Origin of the sequence: Arthrobacter sp. Helios (assembly GCF_023167125.1) — a bacterium.
GTDB classification, from domain to species: domain Bacteria; phylum Actinomycetota; class Actinomycetes; order Actinomycetales; family Micrococcaceae; genus Arthrobacter_B; species Arthrobacter_B luteolus.
On the sequence record NZ_CP095402.1, the window covers coordinates 1,359,347 to 1,373,896 of the forward strand.

Below are 14,550 nucleotides of genomic sequence, written 5' to 3' on the forward strand. Positions count from 1 at the left end.
CTAGTTACCGTCCTTGGATAGTCCCTTGATGGTTTCAGTCAGCTGGGCGGCTCCCACGCCGCGGTCCAGCAGATTAAGCCGCAGGACAGGCCGTCCGTGGTCGACGAGGACCTGGGCGTCTCCTGCTGCCTGCGCGGTGATCAGCTCACCGAAGGTAAAGGGCCGGCCGGGAATCGGAACATCCTGGGAGGGCGTCCCGGTGATCTGCAGGTAGGCACCCTGTGCCGGACCGCCCTTGTGGAACTGGCCGGTGGAGTGCAGGAAACGCGGTCCCCAGCCGAAGGTCACCGGACGGCCGGTCAGCCGCGCCAGTTCGGGCCGCAGCTGTTCCAGCGGTGCCTGGGCAGCCCGGTCCAGGTAAGCCTGGATGCTGAGGTAGCCGTCGTCACCGAGCTGCTGCAGGAGCGCACGGAGCGCCCCGTCGAGGGTGTCGGCACCGCCGAGCAGCGCGGGATCGGCCCGGACCTCGATGGCCCCGTCAACAAACGTCGGTGCTGCCGGCTTGGGCTGTGCATCCAGCAGGCCGCGGGCCGCCTTCTTGGCGGCTTCGACGTCGGGCTGGTCAAACGGATTAATTCCCAGCAGGCGCCCGGCAACAGCCGTTGCGTACTCCCACAGCATCATCTGCGCTCCGAGGCTGCCGGAGACAACCACCTGGTTTCCCTCCGGAAGGGCATCGGAATCCGGTGCGGTGATCCGCACGACCAGGATGTCCGGTGCGCTGCTGAGGATTTCCGGGGCGCCCGGCTCAACGGCGACCGGAAGAACCCCGGTGCCAAGCTTGCCGGTGGACTCCGCGATCAGCTGTTCAGCCCAGTCGGGGAATCCGGCCAGGCCGGAATCTTCGTCGACGATCACGATCTTGTTCCGAAGCGGGTCCGTCCCGCCCAGGGCAGCGCCAAGCGCGAGCCCGATGTTATCCGCATCGTCGCCGCTCAGCATTTCAGCGGTGTCCTCGGCGGCGTCCAGCAGGGCTTCGATATCAGCGCCGGCCAGCCCGGAGGGCACCAGGCCAAACGCGGTGAGCGCCGAATAGCGCCCGCCAACGTTCGGATCAGCGTTGAAGACTGCCCGGTAGCCGGCCTCGCGGGCCGCGCCGTCGAGCGGGGAACCGGGATCGGTCACCACAACAATGCGTGATGCGGCATCGATTCCGGCCTTGGTGAAGGCATCCTCAAAGGCACGCCGCTGCGAGTCGGTCTCCACGGTGGATCCCGACTTGGAGGACACCACGATCACGGTCCCCGCGAGGTCTTCGGCCAGGGCCGCAGCGACGGAGTCCGGATCGGTGGAGTCCAGGACGGTGAGGTCCACACCGGCGGTGCGGGTGATGACCTCCGGCGCCAGCGACGAACCGCCCATGCCGGCCAGGACCACGCGGGTGACCCCTTCAGCAGCGAGTTCGTCGCGGAGCGCACGGATCTGTCCCAGCAGCGGCCGGGAATGCTCCGAGGGGTTCAGCCAACCAAGCCGGATGGCGGCTTCAGCTTCGGCGTCGGGGCCCCACAGGGTGGAGTCCTGCGCGAGCAGCCGCGATGCGACCTCGTCGCGGACAAGCCCAGGGACCTTCGCTTCCACAGCGTCTCGGGCGGCCCCGGCCGCTTCAAAGGACAGTGTCGTCATGGTGTTTATGCCTCCCGTGCGCCGTTGAGCGCGGTGGATACGGTCTCGAGCAGCTCGCCCCAGGAGACGACGAACTTGTCCAGGCCTTCGGCCTCAAGGAGATCGACAACCTCCTTGTAGTCAACGCCCTGGCGGTCCAGCGCGTCGAGGATGGCCGCGGATTCGGTGTAGGTGCCGGTGACGGTGTCGCCGGTGACCTTTCCGTGGTCTGCCGTCGCCTCGAGGGTCTTCTCCGGCATGGTGTTCACGACGCCGGGAGCCACCAGTTCGGTGACGTAAAGGGTGTCCGGCAGTGCCGGATCCTTGACACCGGTGGAAGCCCACAGGGGACGCTGTGCGTTGGCGCCGGCTGCTGCCAGGACCTGCCAGCGTTCCGTGGCGAACGACTCTTCGAACACTTGGTAGGCGAGGCGGGCGTTGGCCAGGCCGGCCTTGCCCTTGAGTGCCTTCGCGTCGTCCGACCCGACGGCGTCGAGCCGCTTGTCGATCTCGGCGTCGACGCGGGAGACGAAGAAGGAAGCCACCGAGTGGATGCTCGAGAGATCATGACCGTTCTCCCGGGCCTGCTCGATGCCCACCATAAACGCGTTGATGACCTCGCGGTAGCGCTCAAGCGAGAAGATCAGGGTGACGTTCACGCTGATGCCGGCGGCGATGACAGCCGAGATGGCCGGCAGGCCTTCCTGGGTGGCCGGGATCTTGATGAGCACGTTGCTGCGCCCAACCTTGTCGAAGAGTTCCTTCGCTTCGTTGATCGTGCCCTGGGTGTCGCGGGAGAGGCGGGGGTCCACCTCGATCGAGACCCGGCCGTCAACGCCGTTCGTGGCCTTGTACACGGGAGCGAAGACGTCGCATGCCTCAATGACGTCGTCGGTGGTGATTTCGAAGACTGCCTTGTCGACGTCGGCGCCGCTGGCTGCCAGCTGCTGGACCTGGGCCGCGTAGGACTCACCGTTCGCCAGTGCAGCGGCGAAGATGCTCGGGTTGGTGGTGACGCCAACAACGTTGCGCGTGGAGATCAGGTCCTTCAGCGAGCCGGAGGTGATCCTTTCGCGCGAGAGGTCATCAAGCCAAATGGAGACTCCGGCCTCGGAGAGGGCGGCGGTAGGGGTGGAAGTCATTGGTGTGCTCCTTTTGTTCCGTTTTACTTCTGGTCGCCGGTCTTGGTGGACGCGGCGCCGGAAGGCGCGGCTGGTGTGCCGGCGGGTGCGGCGTCCTGGCCGCGGACGGCAGCCAGGGAGTCGCGGGCGGCCTGGGCAACGGCGTCGGCGGTGATGCCGAACTCGTTGAACAGGGTCTTGTAATCGGCTGACGCGCCGAAGTGTTCCAGGGAAACCATGCGTCCGTTGTCTCCGACAAACTCGCGCCAGCCCTGGGCGATGCCGGCTTCAACCGAAACACGGGCCTTGACGCCGCGGGGGAGGACCGACTCGCGGTAATCCGCGTCCTGGCGGTTGAACCACTCAACGCTGGGCATGGAAACCACACGGGCGGCGATTCCCTCGGCTGCCAGGGCTTCGCGGGCAGCGACGGCCAGCTGGACCTCGGAACCCGTACCGATCAGGACAACATCCGGGGTGACGGCTTCGCCGCCGCGCACGGCCTCGGCCAGTACATAGCCGCCGCGGGCAGCACCTTCGGCAGAGCCAAAGGCACCGGCGTCCGCCACACCCGTGCCCCGTTCCCAGGTGGGAACGTTCTGGCGGGTGAGGACGATGCCTGCGGGGTTTTCCGTGTTTTCGAGGATCGTGCGCCAGGCCACGGCCACTTCGTTGGCGTCCGCGGGACGGACGACGTCGAGGCCCGGGATGGCACGCAGCGATGCCAGCTGCTCCACCGGCTGGTGCGTCGGTCCGTCTTCGCCAAGACCGATTGAATCGTGGGTCCAGACGTAGATGGAGGGAACGCCCATCAGGGCGCCGAGGCGGATGGCGGGGCGCTGGTAATCGCTGAAGATCAGGAAGGTGCCGGAGAACGCGCGGGTGTTGCTCGACATCGTGATGCCGTTAACGATGGCCGCAGCGGCGTGCTCACGGATGCCGAAGTGCAGCACCCGTCCGTAGGGGCCGCCGGACCAGGTGCTGGTCTGCTTGCCTGCGGGGATGAAAGAGGGCGCTCCTTCGATGGTGGTGTTATTGGACTCAGCCAGGTCAGCTGAACCGCCCCACAGCTCCGGCAGGACCGGGCCGATGGCGCTCAGCACCTTGCCGGAAGCGGCACGGGTGGAGACGTCCTTGCCTGCCGCGAACTCGGGCAGGGAGGCTTCCCAGCCGGCGGGCAGCTTGCCGGCCTGGATCCGCTGGAGCAGCTCGGCGCCCTCCGGGTTGGTTTCCTGCCAGGCGGTGAACGCTTCGTTCCACAGGGCATGTTCCTTGGCGCCGCGGGAGACGGCCGCACGGGCGTGCTCCAGGACAGCGGAGTCAACGTCGAAGAACTTCTCCGGGTCGAAGCCCATGGTTTCCTTCAGCGCGGCGACCTCGTCCCGGCCCAGGGCCGAACCGTGGATCTTGCCGGTGTTCTGCTTGTTGGGGGAGGGCCATCCGATGATGGTGCGCAGCGAGATGATCGAGGGACGCGAGGTCTCAGCCTTGGCCGCCATCAGTGCCTCGTAGAGGCCTGCCACGTCTTCCTTGTATTCGCCGCTGGCGGTCCAGTCCACGCGCTGGGTGTGCCAGCCGTAGGCCTCGTAGCGCTTGAGCACGTCCTCGGTGAAGGCGATGTCGGTGTCGTCTTCGATGGAGATGTGGTTCTCGTCGTAGATCACTACGAGGTTGCCCAGTTCCTGGTGCCCGGCCAGCGAGGAGGCCTCGGAGGTGACGCCTTCCTGGAGATCGCCGTCGGAGGCAATGACCCAGACCGTGTGGTCGAAGGGGCTCTCGCCGGCGGGAGCCCCGGCGTCGAGCATCCCGCGCAGGCGGCGCTGCGCGAAGGCGAAGCCGACGGCGGAGGCCAGGCCCTGGCCCAGTGGACCGGTGGTGATCTCCACGCCGTCAGTGTGCCGGTACTCGGGGTGGCCGGGAGTCTTGGAGCCCCACGTCCGCAGCGCCTTCAGATCATCGAGTTCCAGCCCGTAGCCGGAAAGGAAGAGCTGGATGTAAAGCGTCAGCGACGTGTGGCCGGGGGAGAGGACGAACCGGTCGCGGCCGATCCAGTGCGGGTCGGACGGGTCGTGGCGCATGAGTTTCTGGAACAGCAGATAGGCTGCCGGAGCCAGGCTCATGGCAGTTCCCGGGTGACCGTTGCCAACCTTTTCGACGGCGTCGGCAGCGAGGACGCGGACCGTGTCCACTGCCTTGCTGTCCGTCTCGGTCCAGGTCAGGTTCTGCTCTTCCAAATGTGGCACGTTTACCGGGCCCTCTCTTTCGGGGATACCGGCGCCTTGAGCACCGGAGCCTTGTGCTGAATCGTTACCGGACAATTGCGCCCTCCTGCTCATCCGCTGCCGCTGATGCGGTCCTGCGGGACAGCAGGCTCTGCGCTCCTCCTGCGGGGCTCGACGGCTCCGTGGGAATGTCCGCTCCAACCTTATCCCGAAGGGCCCGCCATTGGGCGTATCGTGACCGTCAACCGTGTGATCTCTCCGGGTGTATCGTGCGATCCTGCCGGAGGAAAAGCGGAAGCTGGCCACGTTACCGCGGGAACGGGCCGCGGGCTTCGTTTTCTACAGGGGATAGAGGTTATGATGAACTCGGACTTTTCCGGCCCAGACAGGACCTAGACAGGACTGAGTGATCGTTTCGTGAGTACGCAGCATGCCCCCGCCGAGGTTCCGGTCTATGCCGGAAAAATGAGCGCGGGACGTAAGCTTCGGGCCTACGTAGCACTGACAAAGCCCCGCGTTATCGAGCTCCTGCTGGTCACCACGCTTCCCACCATGTTCTTCGCGCAGGGCGGAATTCCCTCCGTCTGGCTCATGGTGGCAACCATGGTCGGCGGCGCGCTGGCTGCGGCCAGTGCCGGCGTCTTCAACTGCTACATCGACCGCGACATGGACCGGCTGATGCGCCGGACCGAGAAGCGCCCGCTGGTCACCGGCGAGGTAAGCCCCCGTGAGGCGCTGGTCTTTGGCTGGGCGCTGGGAATCATCTCGATTGCCCTGCTGTGGTTCGGTGCTAACCCGCTGACCGGGCTGCTCGGACTCGGCGCCATCCTGCTCTACGTGGTGCTGTACACCCTGATCCTCAAGCGCCGCACCACCCAGAACATCGTCTGGGGCGGGGCCGCCGGCTGCATGCCGGTCCTGATCGCCTGGGCCGCCGTCACCAACACTGTCGAGTGGCCGGCCGTGATCTTGTTCATGGTCATCTTCCTCTGGACGCCGCCGCACTACTGGCCGCTCTCCATGAAGTACGGCGAGGACTACCGCAACGCCTCCGTGCCGATGCTCGGTGCCGTGGCCGGCGCCAAGCTGGTCTCCGTGCAGGTTGTGCTTTATGCCTACGCCACCGTGGTCTGCTCCCTGCTCCTGGTTCCTGTCGGAGGTGCCGGCTGGGTCTACACCATCGGTGCTGCCCTGAGCGGCATCTGGTTCCTTGCCGAGACCCACCGCCTGCACTCCCGGGCCCAGCGCGGCGAGGTTAGCGACAAGTCCGCCATGAAGGTTTTCCACGGCTCGATCAGCTACCTCACAATCCTCTTTGTGGCTCTCGCCATCGACCCCTTCGTCGGCGGCCCGCTCCTCTAGCCCGTTCTTCACTTCCCCCCGCGTCTTCCCCCCGGGCGGCGGTGCTGGCTCCCCGGCGGTGCGTACCGGGCGTCGATGGACCTTCGGGCCATGACGCGGGGAGGCATAGGCCTGCTACGGACGGGTTGACGGACGTTGCGGCGGGAGCGGCGGGAGGCCGACGGCCGGAGCGGCGGGAGGCCGACGGCCGGAGCGGCGGGAGGCCGACGGCCGAAGCGGCGGGAGCGACGGGCCGGAGCGGCGGGAGGCCGACGGCCGAAGCGGCGGGAGCGACGAGCCGGAGCGGCGGGAGGCCGACGGCCGAAGCGGCGGGAGCGACGAGCCGCTTGACGGCCGGGAGCAGCCTCAACGTTCTGGCCCGTGCTGTGGCGGAACCCCAACTGTCGAGTCCGGCCTTGAGCGCTACCGCCGCTGTTGAGCCCATCCTTGGGCGCTACCGCCGCTGTTGAGCCCATCCTTGGGCGCTACCGCCGCTGTTGAGCCCATCCTTGGGCGCTACCGCCGCTGTTGAGCCCGTCCTTGGGCGCTACCGCCGCTGTTGAGCCCGTCCTTGGGCGCTACCGCCGCTGTTGAGCCCGTCCTTGACCTGCTGAACCTGTTCGCAACAGGCCACCGCCGTGACTGCGACAGTACATTTTGAGCCACTCTGACCTTCCCACCCTCAGCGTCCCCAGCCCAGCCCAGCCTCGCCCAGATCTTCCAGGCCCTCAGCCTCTCAGCCTGCGTCCCAGGCTCCCAAGCACGATCCTCCACGACACGGGTTCCCACTCTATGTAGCGTCCTGAGGCTGGTGGGGTCACTCCAGCCTCAGGAGTGGACAAAGAGTGGGAACCCGTGTCGTAAGCGCGGCCAAATCAGAAGCCTGCGGCCCGGTTCCCCTGGTTGAGCGTTGGTGTTCAGATGGTGTTCCGTCCCGGTCCCTTTCGAAGGCGGTTTGGTCCTTTTCGACCACGGCCCGGCAGGTTCGGGGTGCGCAGGTCGAGAGCCGACGGATCCACGGGTCCGAGGGTCCGCGGGTCGGCGAATCAACGGGTACACCGGTCCACAGCACGGTTTCCCACGCATCGTTACGGAAGTGATTTCAGGGGACTCACCAGCAACAGAGGTAACAGTTGGTGGGAACCTCGGCGACTCAATGCTTCCGGGTGGGGCTGACGTTTCTGCTGGGGTCTCAGCAGCAACGCCAGCCACGTAGTGCCGAACCACCTCGTGGGAGCGTCGCCGGGAAAGAGTCGCCGCGAAAGAGAACAGTGCGCGGCGGACGGAATCAGGACCCCGCTTGGGGTGCGGAAACGCGGTGCCCCCACCAGCCCGAAGCCCGTAATCCAATGTGTTCAGCCGGGCAGCTTCAGCCGCGCAGGCCCGAAGCCCGAAGCCTGTGTTCCAATAGGTTCAGCCAGGCAGCTTCAGCCCCACAGACCCGCAGACCCGCAGCCCGTAATCCCGGACGTTCAGCCGGGCACGTTCAGCCGCACGCTCCACGCCCGCCGTCCACCCCCAAGCTAGCCGTCCCATGCCACGTAGCCCCCGGACAGGAGTGTTCAGCCGGGCGATTCACGCCCCCAAACTCCCGGGCAGGAAACGTTCACCCACACAGGTTCAACCCCCAGCCCCAGTCCCACCCCGGACCCCACCCCCTTAACGAGAAGGGCCTCCCCGCGAGACGCGGGGAGGCCGAGACGCGGGGAGGCCCTGACACGGGGAAGCCCTTTAGAGCAGCAACCGGAACAGCCGGTGAGCCGGCGACCCAGCCGGCAGGCCGTCCGGGCCGTCAGCCCTGGGCAGATGCGGAGGCAGCAGGGAGGCTGGCGCCCGATCCGCCCGGAACCTTCCGCGAAAGTCCGGTGTACACAACGTTTGCAGCAGCCGCGGTCATCATCGAGGCACCAAGCATGTGCAGGGCCACCAGAGCGATCGGAAGGTGCAGGAAGTGCTGCGTGTAGCCGATCACGGCCTGAGCCAGCAGCACCGCCGTAAAGATGACCAGGGCGCGCTTGAGCCGGGGGTCGGCGGCACGGCGGTAGACAAGGTACAGGGCGACGGCGGTCGTGAAGACCAGCAGGTAGACCGGAACCACGTGGAAGCGGGTCATCAGGTCGGGATCGAGGTTGTTGCGGGCAGCGCCGTGGTCTCCGGCATGCGGGCCGGAACCGGTCACAATCACGCCGAGGACCACTGTGACCGCGGAGAGGACAGCGATGGCCCAGACCACCGGACGCAGGGTTGCGCCGGCCAGCGGGGCATGACCCGAACCAAGCTGATCTGAGCTCAGCCAGGCCCGGTTCACCAGGGCAACTGCCACGCCAATAATGGCCATCGAGACGATGAAGTGCAGGCCCACCACCCAGGGGTTCAGGTCCGTCCACACGGTGACCCCGCCGATGAGGGCCTGGGCCGGGATACCGGCCAGGGCAGCCACCGAGAGCCAGAACAGGTCCGGGCGTGCGGACCGTGATTTCCAGACCGAGGCCACCATGGCGAAGGCAATCGCTGCCAGCACAAAGGTCAGCAGCCGGTTTCCGAATTCGATGATGCCGTGGACGCCCATCTCCGGGGTCGTGACCAGGGAATCGGCGGTGCAGAGCGGCCATTCCGGGCAGCCCAGCCCGGAAGCGGTGAGGCGCACGGCGCCGCCGGTGACGACGATCCCGATATTGGCGGCCAGGGTGGCGACCGCCAGGGAACGGACCAGGCGGCTCGTCGCGGGAGCTGTGGTGGGCTCCGGGTTTCGGGCGGCTGGGGCAGGTGCGGGTGTCTTCGGCACGGGGGCTAACTCCATTTGAACCAGCGGACGGCAGCAAGGCCGCCCAGGATTGTCCACGCCAGCAGGATAAACGTGGCGGGAAGATTGAACTGTGTATCGATCAGGGCTGATCTCAGCGCATCGCCCAGAGCCGCCGAGGGAAGCAGCTGGACATACGGCTCGAGGCCTGCGCTGAGGCTGTTCGAGGGAATGATGATACCGCCAAGGCCTGCCAGCAGGATCCAGAGCAGGTTGGTGATGGCCAGCGTCGCTTCGGGCCGGACGGTCCCTGCCACGAGCAGGCCGAGTGCGGTGAAGGCCACCGCACCGAGTACCAGCAGCAGCAGCGCCAGGGGAATCCCCGGCAGGGAGGGACGCCAGCCCATAAACACGGCGATAACCGTCACCAGCAGGACCTGGATGGCCAGGACGGACAGTACGGCAATGACCTTACCGGCGATCAGCCCGGCCCGGCCCAGCGGTGTCGTGGAAAGGAAGCGCAGGACGCCGTAGCGCCGGTCGAACCCGGTGGCAATTCCCTGGCCGGTGAAAGCCGTGGACATGGCGCAGAGCGCCAGGATTCCGGGGGTGGCGGTGTCCACCCGGGACGGGCCGTAGGCGTCGAGGATGGGTGTCACGCTGAGCGCGATCAGTCCCAGCAGGGGAAGCACGACGGCGAGCACCAGCTGTTCGCCGTTGCGCAGCATGGTGCCGGCTTCATATTTACCCTGGTTGATAACCCGGACGGCCAAGGAAGCTGGGGCGCTCATCTGATCTCCCTTCCGGAGAGTTCGAGGAATACATCCTCCAGCGTCCGCGACGCCATGTGGATACTGTCCGGCAGGATCCCGGCTTCAAGCCACCAGCCGGCCAGGTGCGCCAGGTCTGCGGGGGAGATTTCGCCGCGCAGTGCGTACCGCCCCGGACTTTCTTCGGTGAGGGCGAGGTGCGCCAGCGAGGGGATAGACACAGCCAGTCCGGGCGGGGCTTCGAAGGTCAGTTCCCGGCCGGAGGCGTGATCCTCCGTCCGCGCTGTCAGCTCTGCCACGGTTCCCCGCGCGACCGTGCGGCCGGCGTCGATGATGTAGACGTAGTCCGCAAGCTTCTGCGCATCGTCGAGCAGGTGCGTGGTGAGGATGATGCCGAGGTTCTCGGCGCGGAGTTCCTGAATCAGGTCGAACACGATCTGGCGGGACTGCGGATCGAGCCCGGCACTGGGTTCATCCAGGAACAGGACCTCGGGGTTTCCCACCAGCGCGGCGGCGAGGGCTACCCGCTGCCGCTGGCCGCCGGAGAGCCTCCGGATTCCGGTGTTGGCAAAGCTGCCGATCCCCAGGCGGTCCACGAGCGAATCAACATCGCGGGGATCCGCGTACATCCGGGCGACATGGCGCAGCAGTGCCACGGGACGGGCCGACGGCGGCAGCCCGCCGTCCTGCAGCATCACGCCTACGCGGGCGCGCAGGTCAGCACCGGCACCGTAGGGCGAGCGGCCCAGCAGCCGGACCTCGCCGCCGTCGATCGGCTGAAGCCCCTGGGCGCATTCGAGGGTGGTGGTTTTGCCGGCGCCGTTGGCGCCCAGCAGGGCGGTGACCTGGCCTCGCCTGGCGGTGAAGTCGACGCCGGCCAGGACCCGGATCATTTTGCCGTCCAGGCCGGGAACAGGACCGCGGTCCCGGATCAGGCCATGGATGGTCAGGCACGGTTCGTCGATAGGCACGCCCATATTCTACGTTAGGTAGTAGTCCAGTCACGCCGCATGACCTGCTGCCCCGTCTTCGGGGAAGCCTGCCCTTAGTAGCCTGGAGGAATGGATTAGGTCATGATTGTGTTGTGTATTCAGTGAAGAGTTCTGAGACGGAGACCCCAGGGGCGGTGAACACCGCCCCCACCACAGTTGTCCGGGAGCCGGACGAGCGCACCCGGGACCGCGTGCTCGGAGCCGTCCTGGAGCGCGGCCCTGTCAGCGCCGCTGAACTCGGCGAGCAGCTGGGGTTCACTCCGGCGGCGGTCCGCCGACACCTCGATACGCTGGAGCGGGAAGGCCTCATCGAGGTCAAGCGCGTCAGCAGCCCCGGCTCGGGCGCAGGCCGCCCGGCACGGCGCTACGTGGTGAGCCACCAGGGCCAGTCCTACCTTGGCAATGACTACCTGACCATCGCCACCGAAGCGCTGCGGGAGCTGGGGAAGGCCGCCGGCCCCGAGGCCATTGAGGCTTTCGCCGCGGCGCGGTTCCAGAAAATGGAGGACCGCTACCGTCCGGTGCTCGACGCCGCCGGGCCGGCTATTGAAGACCGGGCCGAGGCCCTGGCCGCCCTGCTGACCAAGGACGGGTTCGTCGGATCCACCACCATGATCGGCACCAGCCGGACCCCCAGCACCCTGCTGAGCATCCAGCTGTGCCAGGGGCACTGCCCGATTCAGGCGCTGGCAAGCGCCTACCCTGTCTTCTGTGACAAGGAGACCGAAGTTTTTTCCCGGCTGCTGGGAGTGGACGTGCGCAGGCTGTCCACGCTGTCCCGCGGCGGGCACGTCTGTACGACCCACATTCCCGTGGGCCGTTCCATGTCTGCGCCGCACCAGCCGGTGGGCGCCGCAACCCAGTCCACATCCACTCATCAGCAAGAAAGGCCGTGATGACGGATCAAGTAACCCGGAAGGCGGAGGCACCCGCAACGGTGCCCGATTCCGTAATTTCAGACATTCTGGAAAAGAACCCCGAGCTCGAGGGGATCGGTACCTATGAGTACGGTTGGGCTGACTCCGACGTAGCCGGGTCCAACGCCCGCCGCGGCCTCTCCGAGGAGGTTGTCCGCGACATTTCGGCGAAGAAGAATGAGCCCGAATGGATGCTGGACATCCGGCTGAAGGGCCTGAAGTACTTCGACCGCAAGCCCATGCCGACCTGGGGCGCAGATCTCTCCGGCATCGACTTCGACAACATCAAGTACTTCGTGCGTTCGACCGAGAAGCAGGCGAACACCTGGGAAGACCTGCCCGAGGACATCCGCAACACGTACGAAAAGCTCGGCATCCCCGAAGCTGAGCGCGGCCGCCTGGTCTCCGGCGTCGCAGCGCAGTACGAGTCGGAGGTTGTGTACCACCAGCTCCGCGAAGACCTGGAACGCCAGGGCGTTATCTTCCTGGACACCGACACCGCACTGAAGGAACACCCGGAGATCTTCCAGGAGTACTTCGGCACCGTCATTCCGGTGGGCGATAATAAGTTCGGGTCGCTGAACACGGCCGTATGGTCCGGCGGTTCCTTCGTCTACGTCCCCAAGGGCGTGCACGTGGAGATCCCGCTGCAGGCCTACTTCCGGATCAACACCGAGAACATGGGCCAGTTCGAGCGCACGCTGATCATCGCCGACGAGGATTCCTACGTCCACTACATCGAAGGCTGCACGGCGCCGATCTACACCTCGGACTCGCTGCACTCGGCCGTCGTCGAGATCATCGTGAAGAAGGGCGCCCGCGTCCGCTATACGACCATCCAGAACTGGTCCAACAACGTCTACAACCTGGTGACCAAGCGTGCCATCGCACACGAAGGCGCCACCATGGAGTGGATCGACGGCAACATCGGTTCCAAGGTCACCATGAAGTACCCGGCCGTCTACCTGGTCGGCGAGCACGCCAAGGGCGAGACGCTCTCCATCGCCTTCGCCGGCGAGGGCCAGCACCAGGACACGGGCTCCAAGATGGTGCACATCGCACCGAACACCAAGAGCTCGATCATCTCCAAGTCGGTGGCCCGCGGCGGCGGCCGGGCAGCCTACCGCGGCCTGGTCCAGGTCCGCGAAGGCGCCAAGAACTCGGCTAACACCGTGCGCTGCGACGCCCTGCTGGTGGACACCATCTCCCGCTCCGACACGTACCCGTACGTGGACATCCGCGAAGACGACGTGACCATGGGCCACGAGGCCACTGTCTCGCGCGTCAGCGAAGAACAGCTGTTCTACCTCATGTCACGCGGCCTTCCCGAGGACGAGGCAATGGCCATGATCGTGCGCGGCTTTATTGAGCCGATCGCCCGTGAACTGCCGATGGAATACGCCCTTGAACTCAACCGCCTCATCGAACTCCAGATGGAAGGAGCCGTCGGTTAATGTCGAAGCTCAACGACACCGTAGTAAACGCAGCCGAAAACATCGCTGAAACCGTGGCCGAAAAGGTCAGCAGTGCAGTGGAGGGCGTCAAGGCACGGATCGGTGCACCTTCGGGCGAACGCCGTGTCCGCATTGACGGTTTCACCGAGGAAGGCGAAAACCTTTCCCCGCTGAACGATTCTTCTCCCGTCCTGGGCGGCGACAGCAGCAAGTCCCACAGCCACGGTGCCGGTGCGGGCATTCCGGACAGCTCACGCGCCGGCCGCCCCACCTCCTTCCACCGGGCCGACTTCGGCAAGCTCACCGGCCGTGAAGAGGATTGGCGGTTCACCCCGCTCAAGCGCCTGCGCGGACTGCACACAGCAGAACTGACGGGCACCGCCCCGGAGGTCGCCGTCGTCGCTCCCGAGTCGGTCACCGTGGCCGGCATCGGCCGCGATGATGCCCGGATCGGCACCGCAGGCATCCCCGAGGACCTGGTGGCAGCAGCTGCCTGGGAGGCCTTCACGGAAGCCACCCTGGTCAGCATCCCCAAGGACACCCAGGCCGAAGGCACTGTCACCCTCACCATCACCGGTGCGGGAATTGATCCTGCAGCCCAGCACGTGGTCATTGAGGCCGGAGCCTTCTCCAAGGCTGTTGTGGTCCTGGATCACAAGGGCTCCGCCACGCTGGCCCAGAACGTGGAGATCCTCGTCGGCGACGGCGCGGAGCTCACCGTCATCAGCGTCCAGGACTGGGACGATGACGCCGTGCACGCTTCGGCACAGTACGCCCGGATCGGCCGCGACGCCCGCTTCAAGCACGTTGTGGTCAGCCTCGGCGGCGATCTGGTGCGGGTCACCCCGTCCTCCAGGTTCACTGCCACCGGCGGTGAGGTGGAGATGTTCGGCCTCTACTACGCAGACGCCGGCCAGCATCTGGAACAGCGCCTCTTCGTTGACCACGCCGTCCCGAACTGCAAGTCCCGCGTGATGTACAAGGGCGCACTGCAGGGCAAGGACGCGCACACGGTCTGGGTTGGCGACGTGCTGATCCGCAAGGAGGCCGAAGGAACGGACACCTACGAGGTGAACCGCAACCTGCTGCTGACCGACGGCGGCCGTGCCGATTCCGTGCCCAACCTCGAGATCGAGACCGGCCTGATTGAAGGCGCCGGCCATGCCAGCGCCACCGGCCGCTTCGACGACGAGCACCTGTTCTACCTGATGGCCCGGGGCATCCCGGAGGACGTTGCACGCCGCCTCGTCGTGCGTGGCTTCCTGAATGAAATCATCCAGCAGATCAAGGTTCCGGAACTGGAAGAGCGCCTTACGGCCGCCGTCGAGCGTGAGCTCGCCGCCGTCGAGGCCTAGCACCTCCTCCGAAGAAACCCGCAGACCGCACCA

Annotated in this window: 10 protein-coding genes; 4 read left to right on the plus strand and 6 right to left on the minus strand. The window is 66.4% G+C overall.

What is annotated here, in order from left to right; translation table 11 throughout:
• From ArtHe_RS06020 to tkt, 3 genes are read right to left on the minus strand one after another with little or no spacing between them, the layout of a single operon-like run.
• Window positions 1-1,623, minus strand: a complete 1,623-nt coding sequence (locus tag ArtHe_RS06020) for a glucose-6-phosphate isomerase (protein ID WP_248319181.1) — start codon at window positions 1,621-1,623, stop codon at window positions 1-3.
• Window positions 1,624-1,628: 5 nt separating this feature from the next.
• The gene (gene tal / locus ArtHe_RS06025; protein ID WP_248319182.1) at window positions 1,629-2,744 is read right to left on the minus strand and encodes a transaldolase; all 1,116 of its coding nucleotides are present in this window, start codon (window positions 2,742-2,744) and stop codon (window positions 1,629-1,631) included.
• A 23-nt stretch (window positions 2,745-2,767) separates the two neighbouring features.
• Complete coding sequence (gene tkt, locus ArtHe_RS06030) at window positions 2,768-4,957, minus strand: transketolase (protein ID WP_248319691.1); 2,190 nt, start codon at window positions 4,955-4,957, stop codon at window positions 2,768-2,770.
• Window positions 4,958-5,410: 453 nt separating this feature from the next.
• Between tkt and ArtHe_RS06035 the strand changes: the two genes are divergently transcribed.
• Window positions 5,411-6,307 carry a heme o synthase gene (locus tag ArtHe_RS06035; RefSeq protein ID WP_066297928.1) on the plus strand — a complete coding sequence of 299 codons (897 nt, stop codon included), beginning with the start codon at window positions 5,411-5,413 and terminating at the stop codon, window positions 6,305-6,307.
• A 1,771-nt stretch (window positions 6,308-8,078) separates the two neighbouring features.
• Here the strand turns inward: ArtHe_RS06035 and ArtHe_RS06040 are convergent.
• From ArtHe_RS06040 to ArtHe_RS06050, 3 genes are read right to left on the minus strand one after another with little or no spacing between them, the layout of a single operon-like run.
• Complete coding sequence (locus ArtHe_RS06040) at window positions 8,079-9,071, minus strand: COX15/CtaA family protein (protein WP_248319183.1); 993 nt, start codon at window positions 9,069-9,071, stop codon at window positions 8,079-8,081.
• Between the two features lie 5 nt (window positions 9,072-9,076).
• Window positions 9,077-9,820 (minus strand): ABC transporter permease, encoded by a 744-nt coding sequence (locus ArtHe_RS06045; RefSeq protein ID WP_248319184.1) that lies wholly within the window; start codon window positions 9,818-9,820, stop codon window positions 9,077-9,079.
• Window positions 9,817-10,776 (minus strand): ABC transporter ATP-binding protein, encoded by a 960-nt coding sequence (locus ArtHe_RS06050; RefSeq protein ID WP_248319185.1) that lies wholly within the window; start codon window positions 10,774-10,776, stop codon window positions 9,817-9,819. Before ArtHe_RS06050 ends, ArtHe_RS06045 begins: the two co-directional genes overlap by 4 nt.
• 149 nt (window positions 10,777-10,925) lie before the next feature.
• Here ArtHe_RS06050 and ArtHe_RS06055 point away from each other — a divergent pair, with 149 nt between their 5' ends.
• From ArtHe_RS06055 to sufD, 3 genes are read left to right on the plus strand one after another with little or no spacing between them, the layout of a single operon-like run.
• Window positions 10,926-11,687 (plus strand): helix-turn-helix domain-containing protein, encoded by a 762-nt coding sequence (locus ArtHe_RS06055; protein WP_248319186.1) that lies wholly within the window; start codon window positions 10,926-10,928, stop codon window positions 11,685-11,687.
• Entirely contained in the window at window positions 11,687-13,162 is a 1,476-nt protein-coding gene (gene sufB, locus ArtHe_RS06060) for a Fe-S cluster assembly protein SufB (protein WP_066297916.1), read from the plus strand. The genes ArtHe_RS06055 and sufB overlap by 1 nt, the downstream gene beginning before the upstream one ends.
• On the plus strand, window positions 13,162-14,517 hold the full coding sequence (sufD, locus tag ArtHe_RS06065) for a Fe-S cluster assembly protein SufD (protein ID WP_248319187.1): 1,356 nt from the start codon (window positions 13,162-13,164) through the stop codon (window positions 14,515-14,517). Before sufB ends, sufD begins: the two co-directional genes overlap by 1 nt.
• Window positions 14,518-14,550 lie beyond the last annotated feature (33 nt).

Excerpts from the sequence above, each read along its gene's own strand:
- ArtHe_RS06020 (WP_248319181.1), bottom strand. The coding sequence starts at position 1,623 with ATGACGACACTGTCCTTTGAAGCGGCCGGGGCCGCCCGAGACGCTGTG.
- tal (WP_248319182.1), bottom strand. The coding sequence starts at position 2,744 with ATGACTTCCACCCCTACCGCCGCCCTCTCCGAGGCCGGAGTCTCCATT.
- ArtHe_RS06035 (WP_066297928.1), top strand. The coding sequence starts at position 5,411 with ATGAGCGCGGGACGTAAGCTTCGGGCCTACGTAGCACTGACAAAGCCC.
- ArtHe_RS06045 (WP_248319184.1), bottom strand. The coding sequence starts at position 9,820 with ATGAGCGCCCCAGCTTCCTTGGCCGTCCGGGTTATCAACCAGGGTAAA.
- ArtHe_RS06050 (WP_248319185.1), bottom strand. The coding sequence starts at position 10,776 with ATGGGCGTGCCTATCGACGAACCGTGCCTGACCATCCATGGCCTGATC.
- sufB (WP_066297916.1), top strand. The coding sequence starts at position 11,687 with ATGACGGATCAAGTAACCCGGAAGGCGGAGGCACCCGCAACGGTGCCC.
- sufD (WP_248319187.1), top strand. The coding sequence starts at position 13,162 with ATGTCGAAGCTCAACGACACCGTAGTAAACGCAGCCGAAAACATCGCT.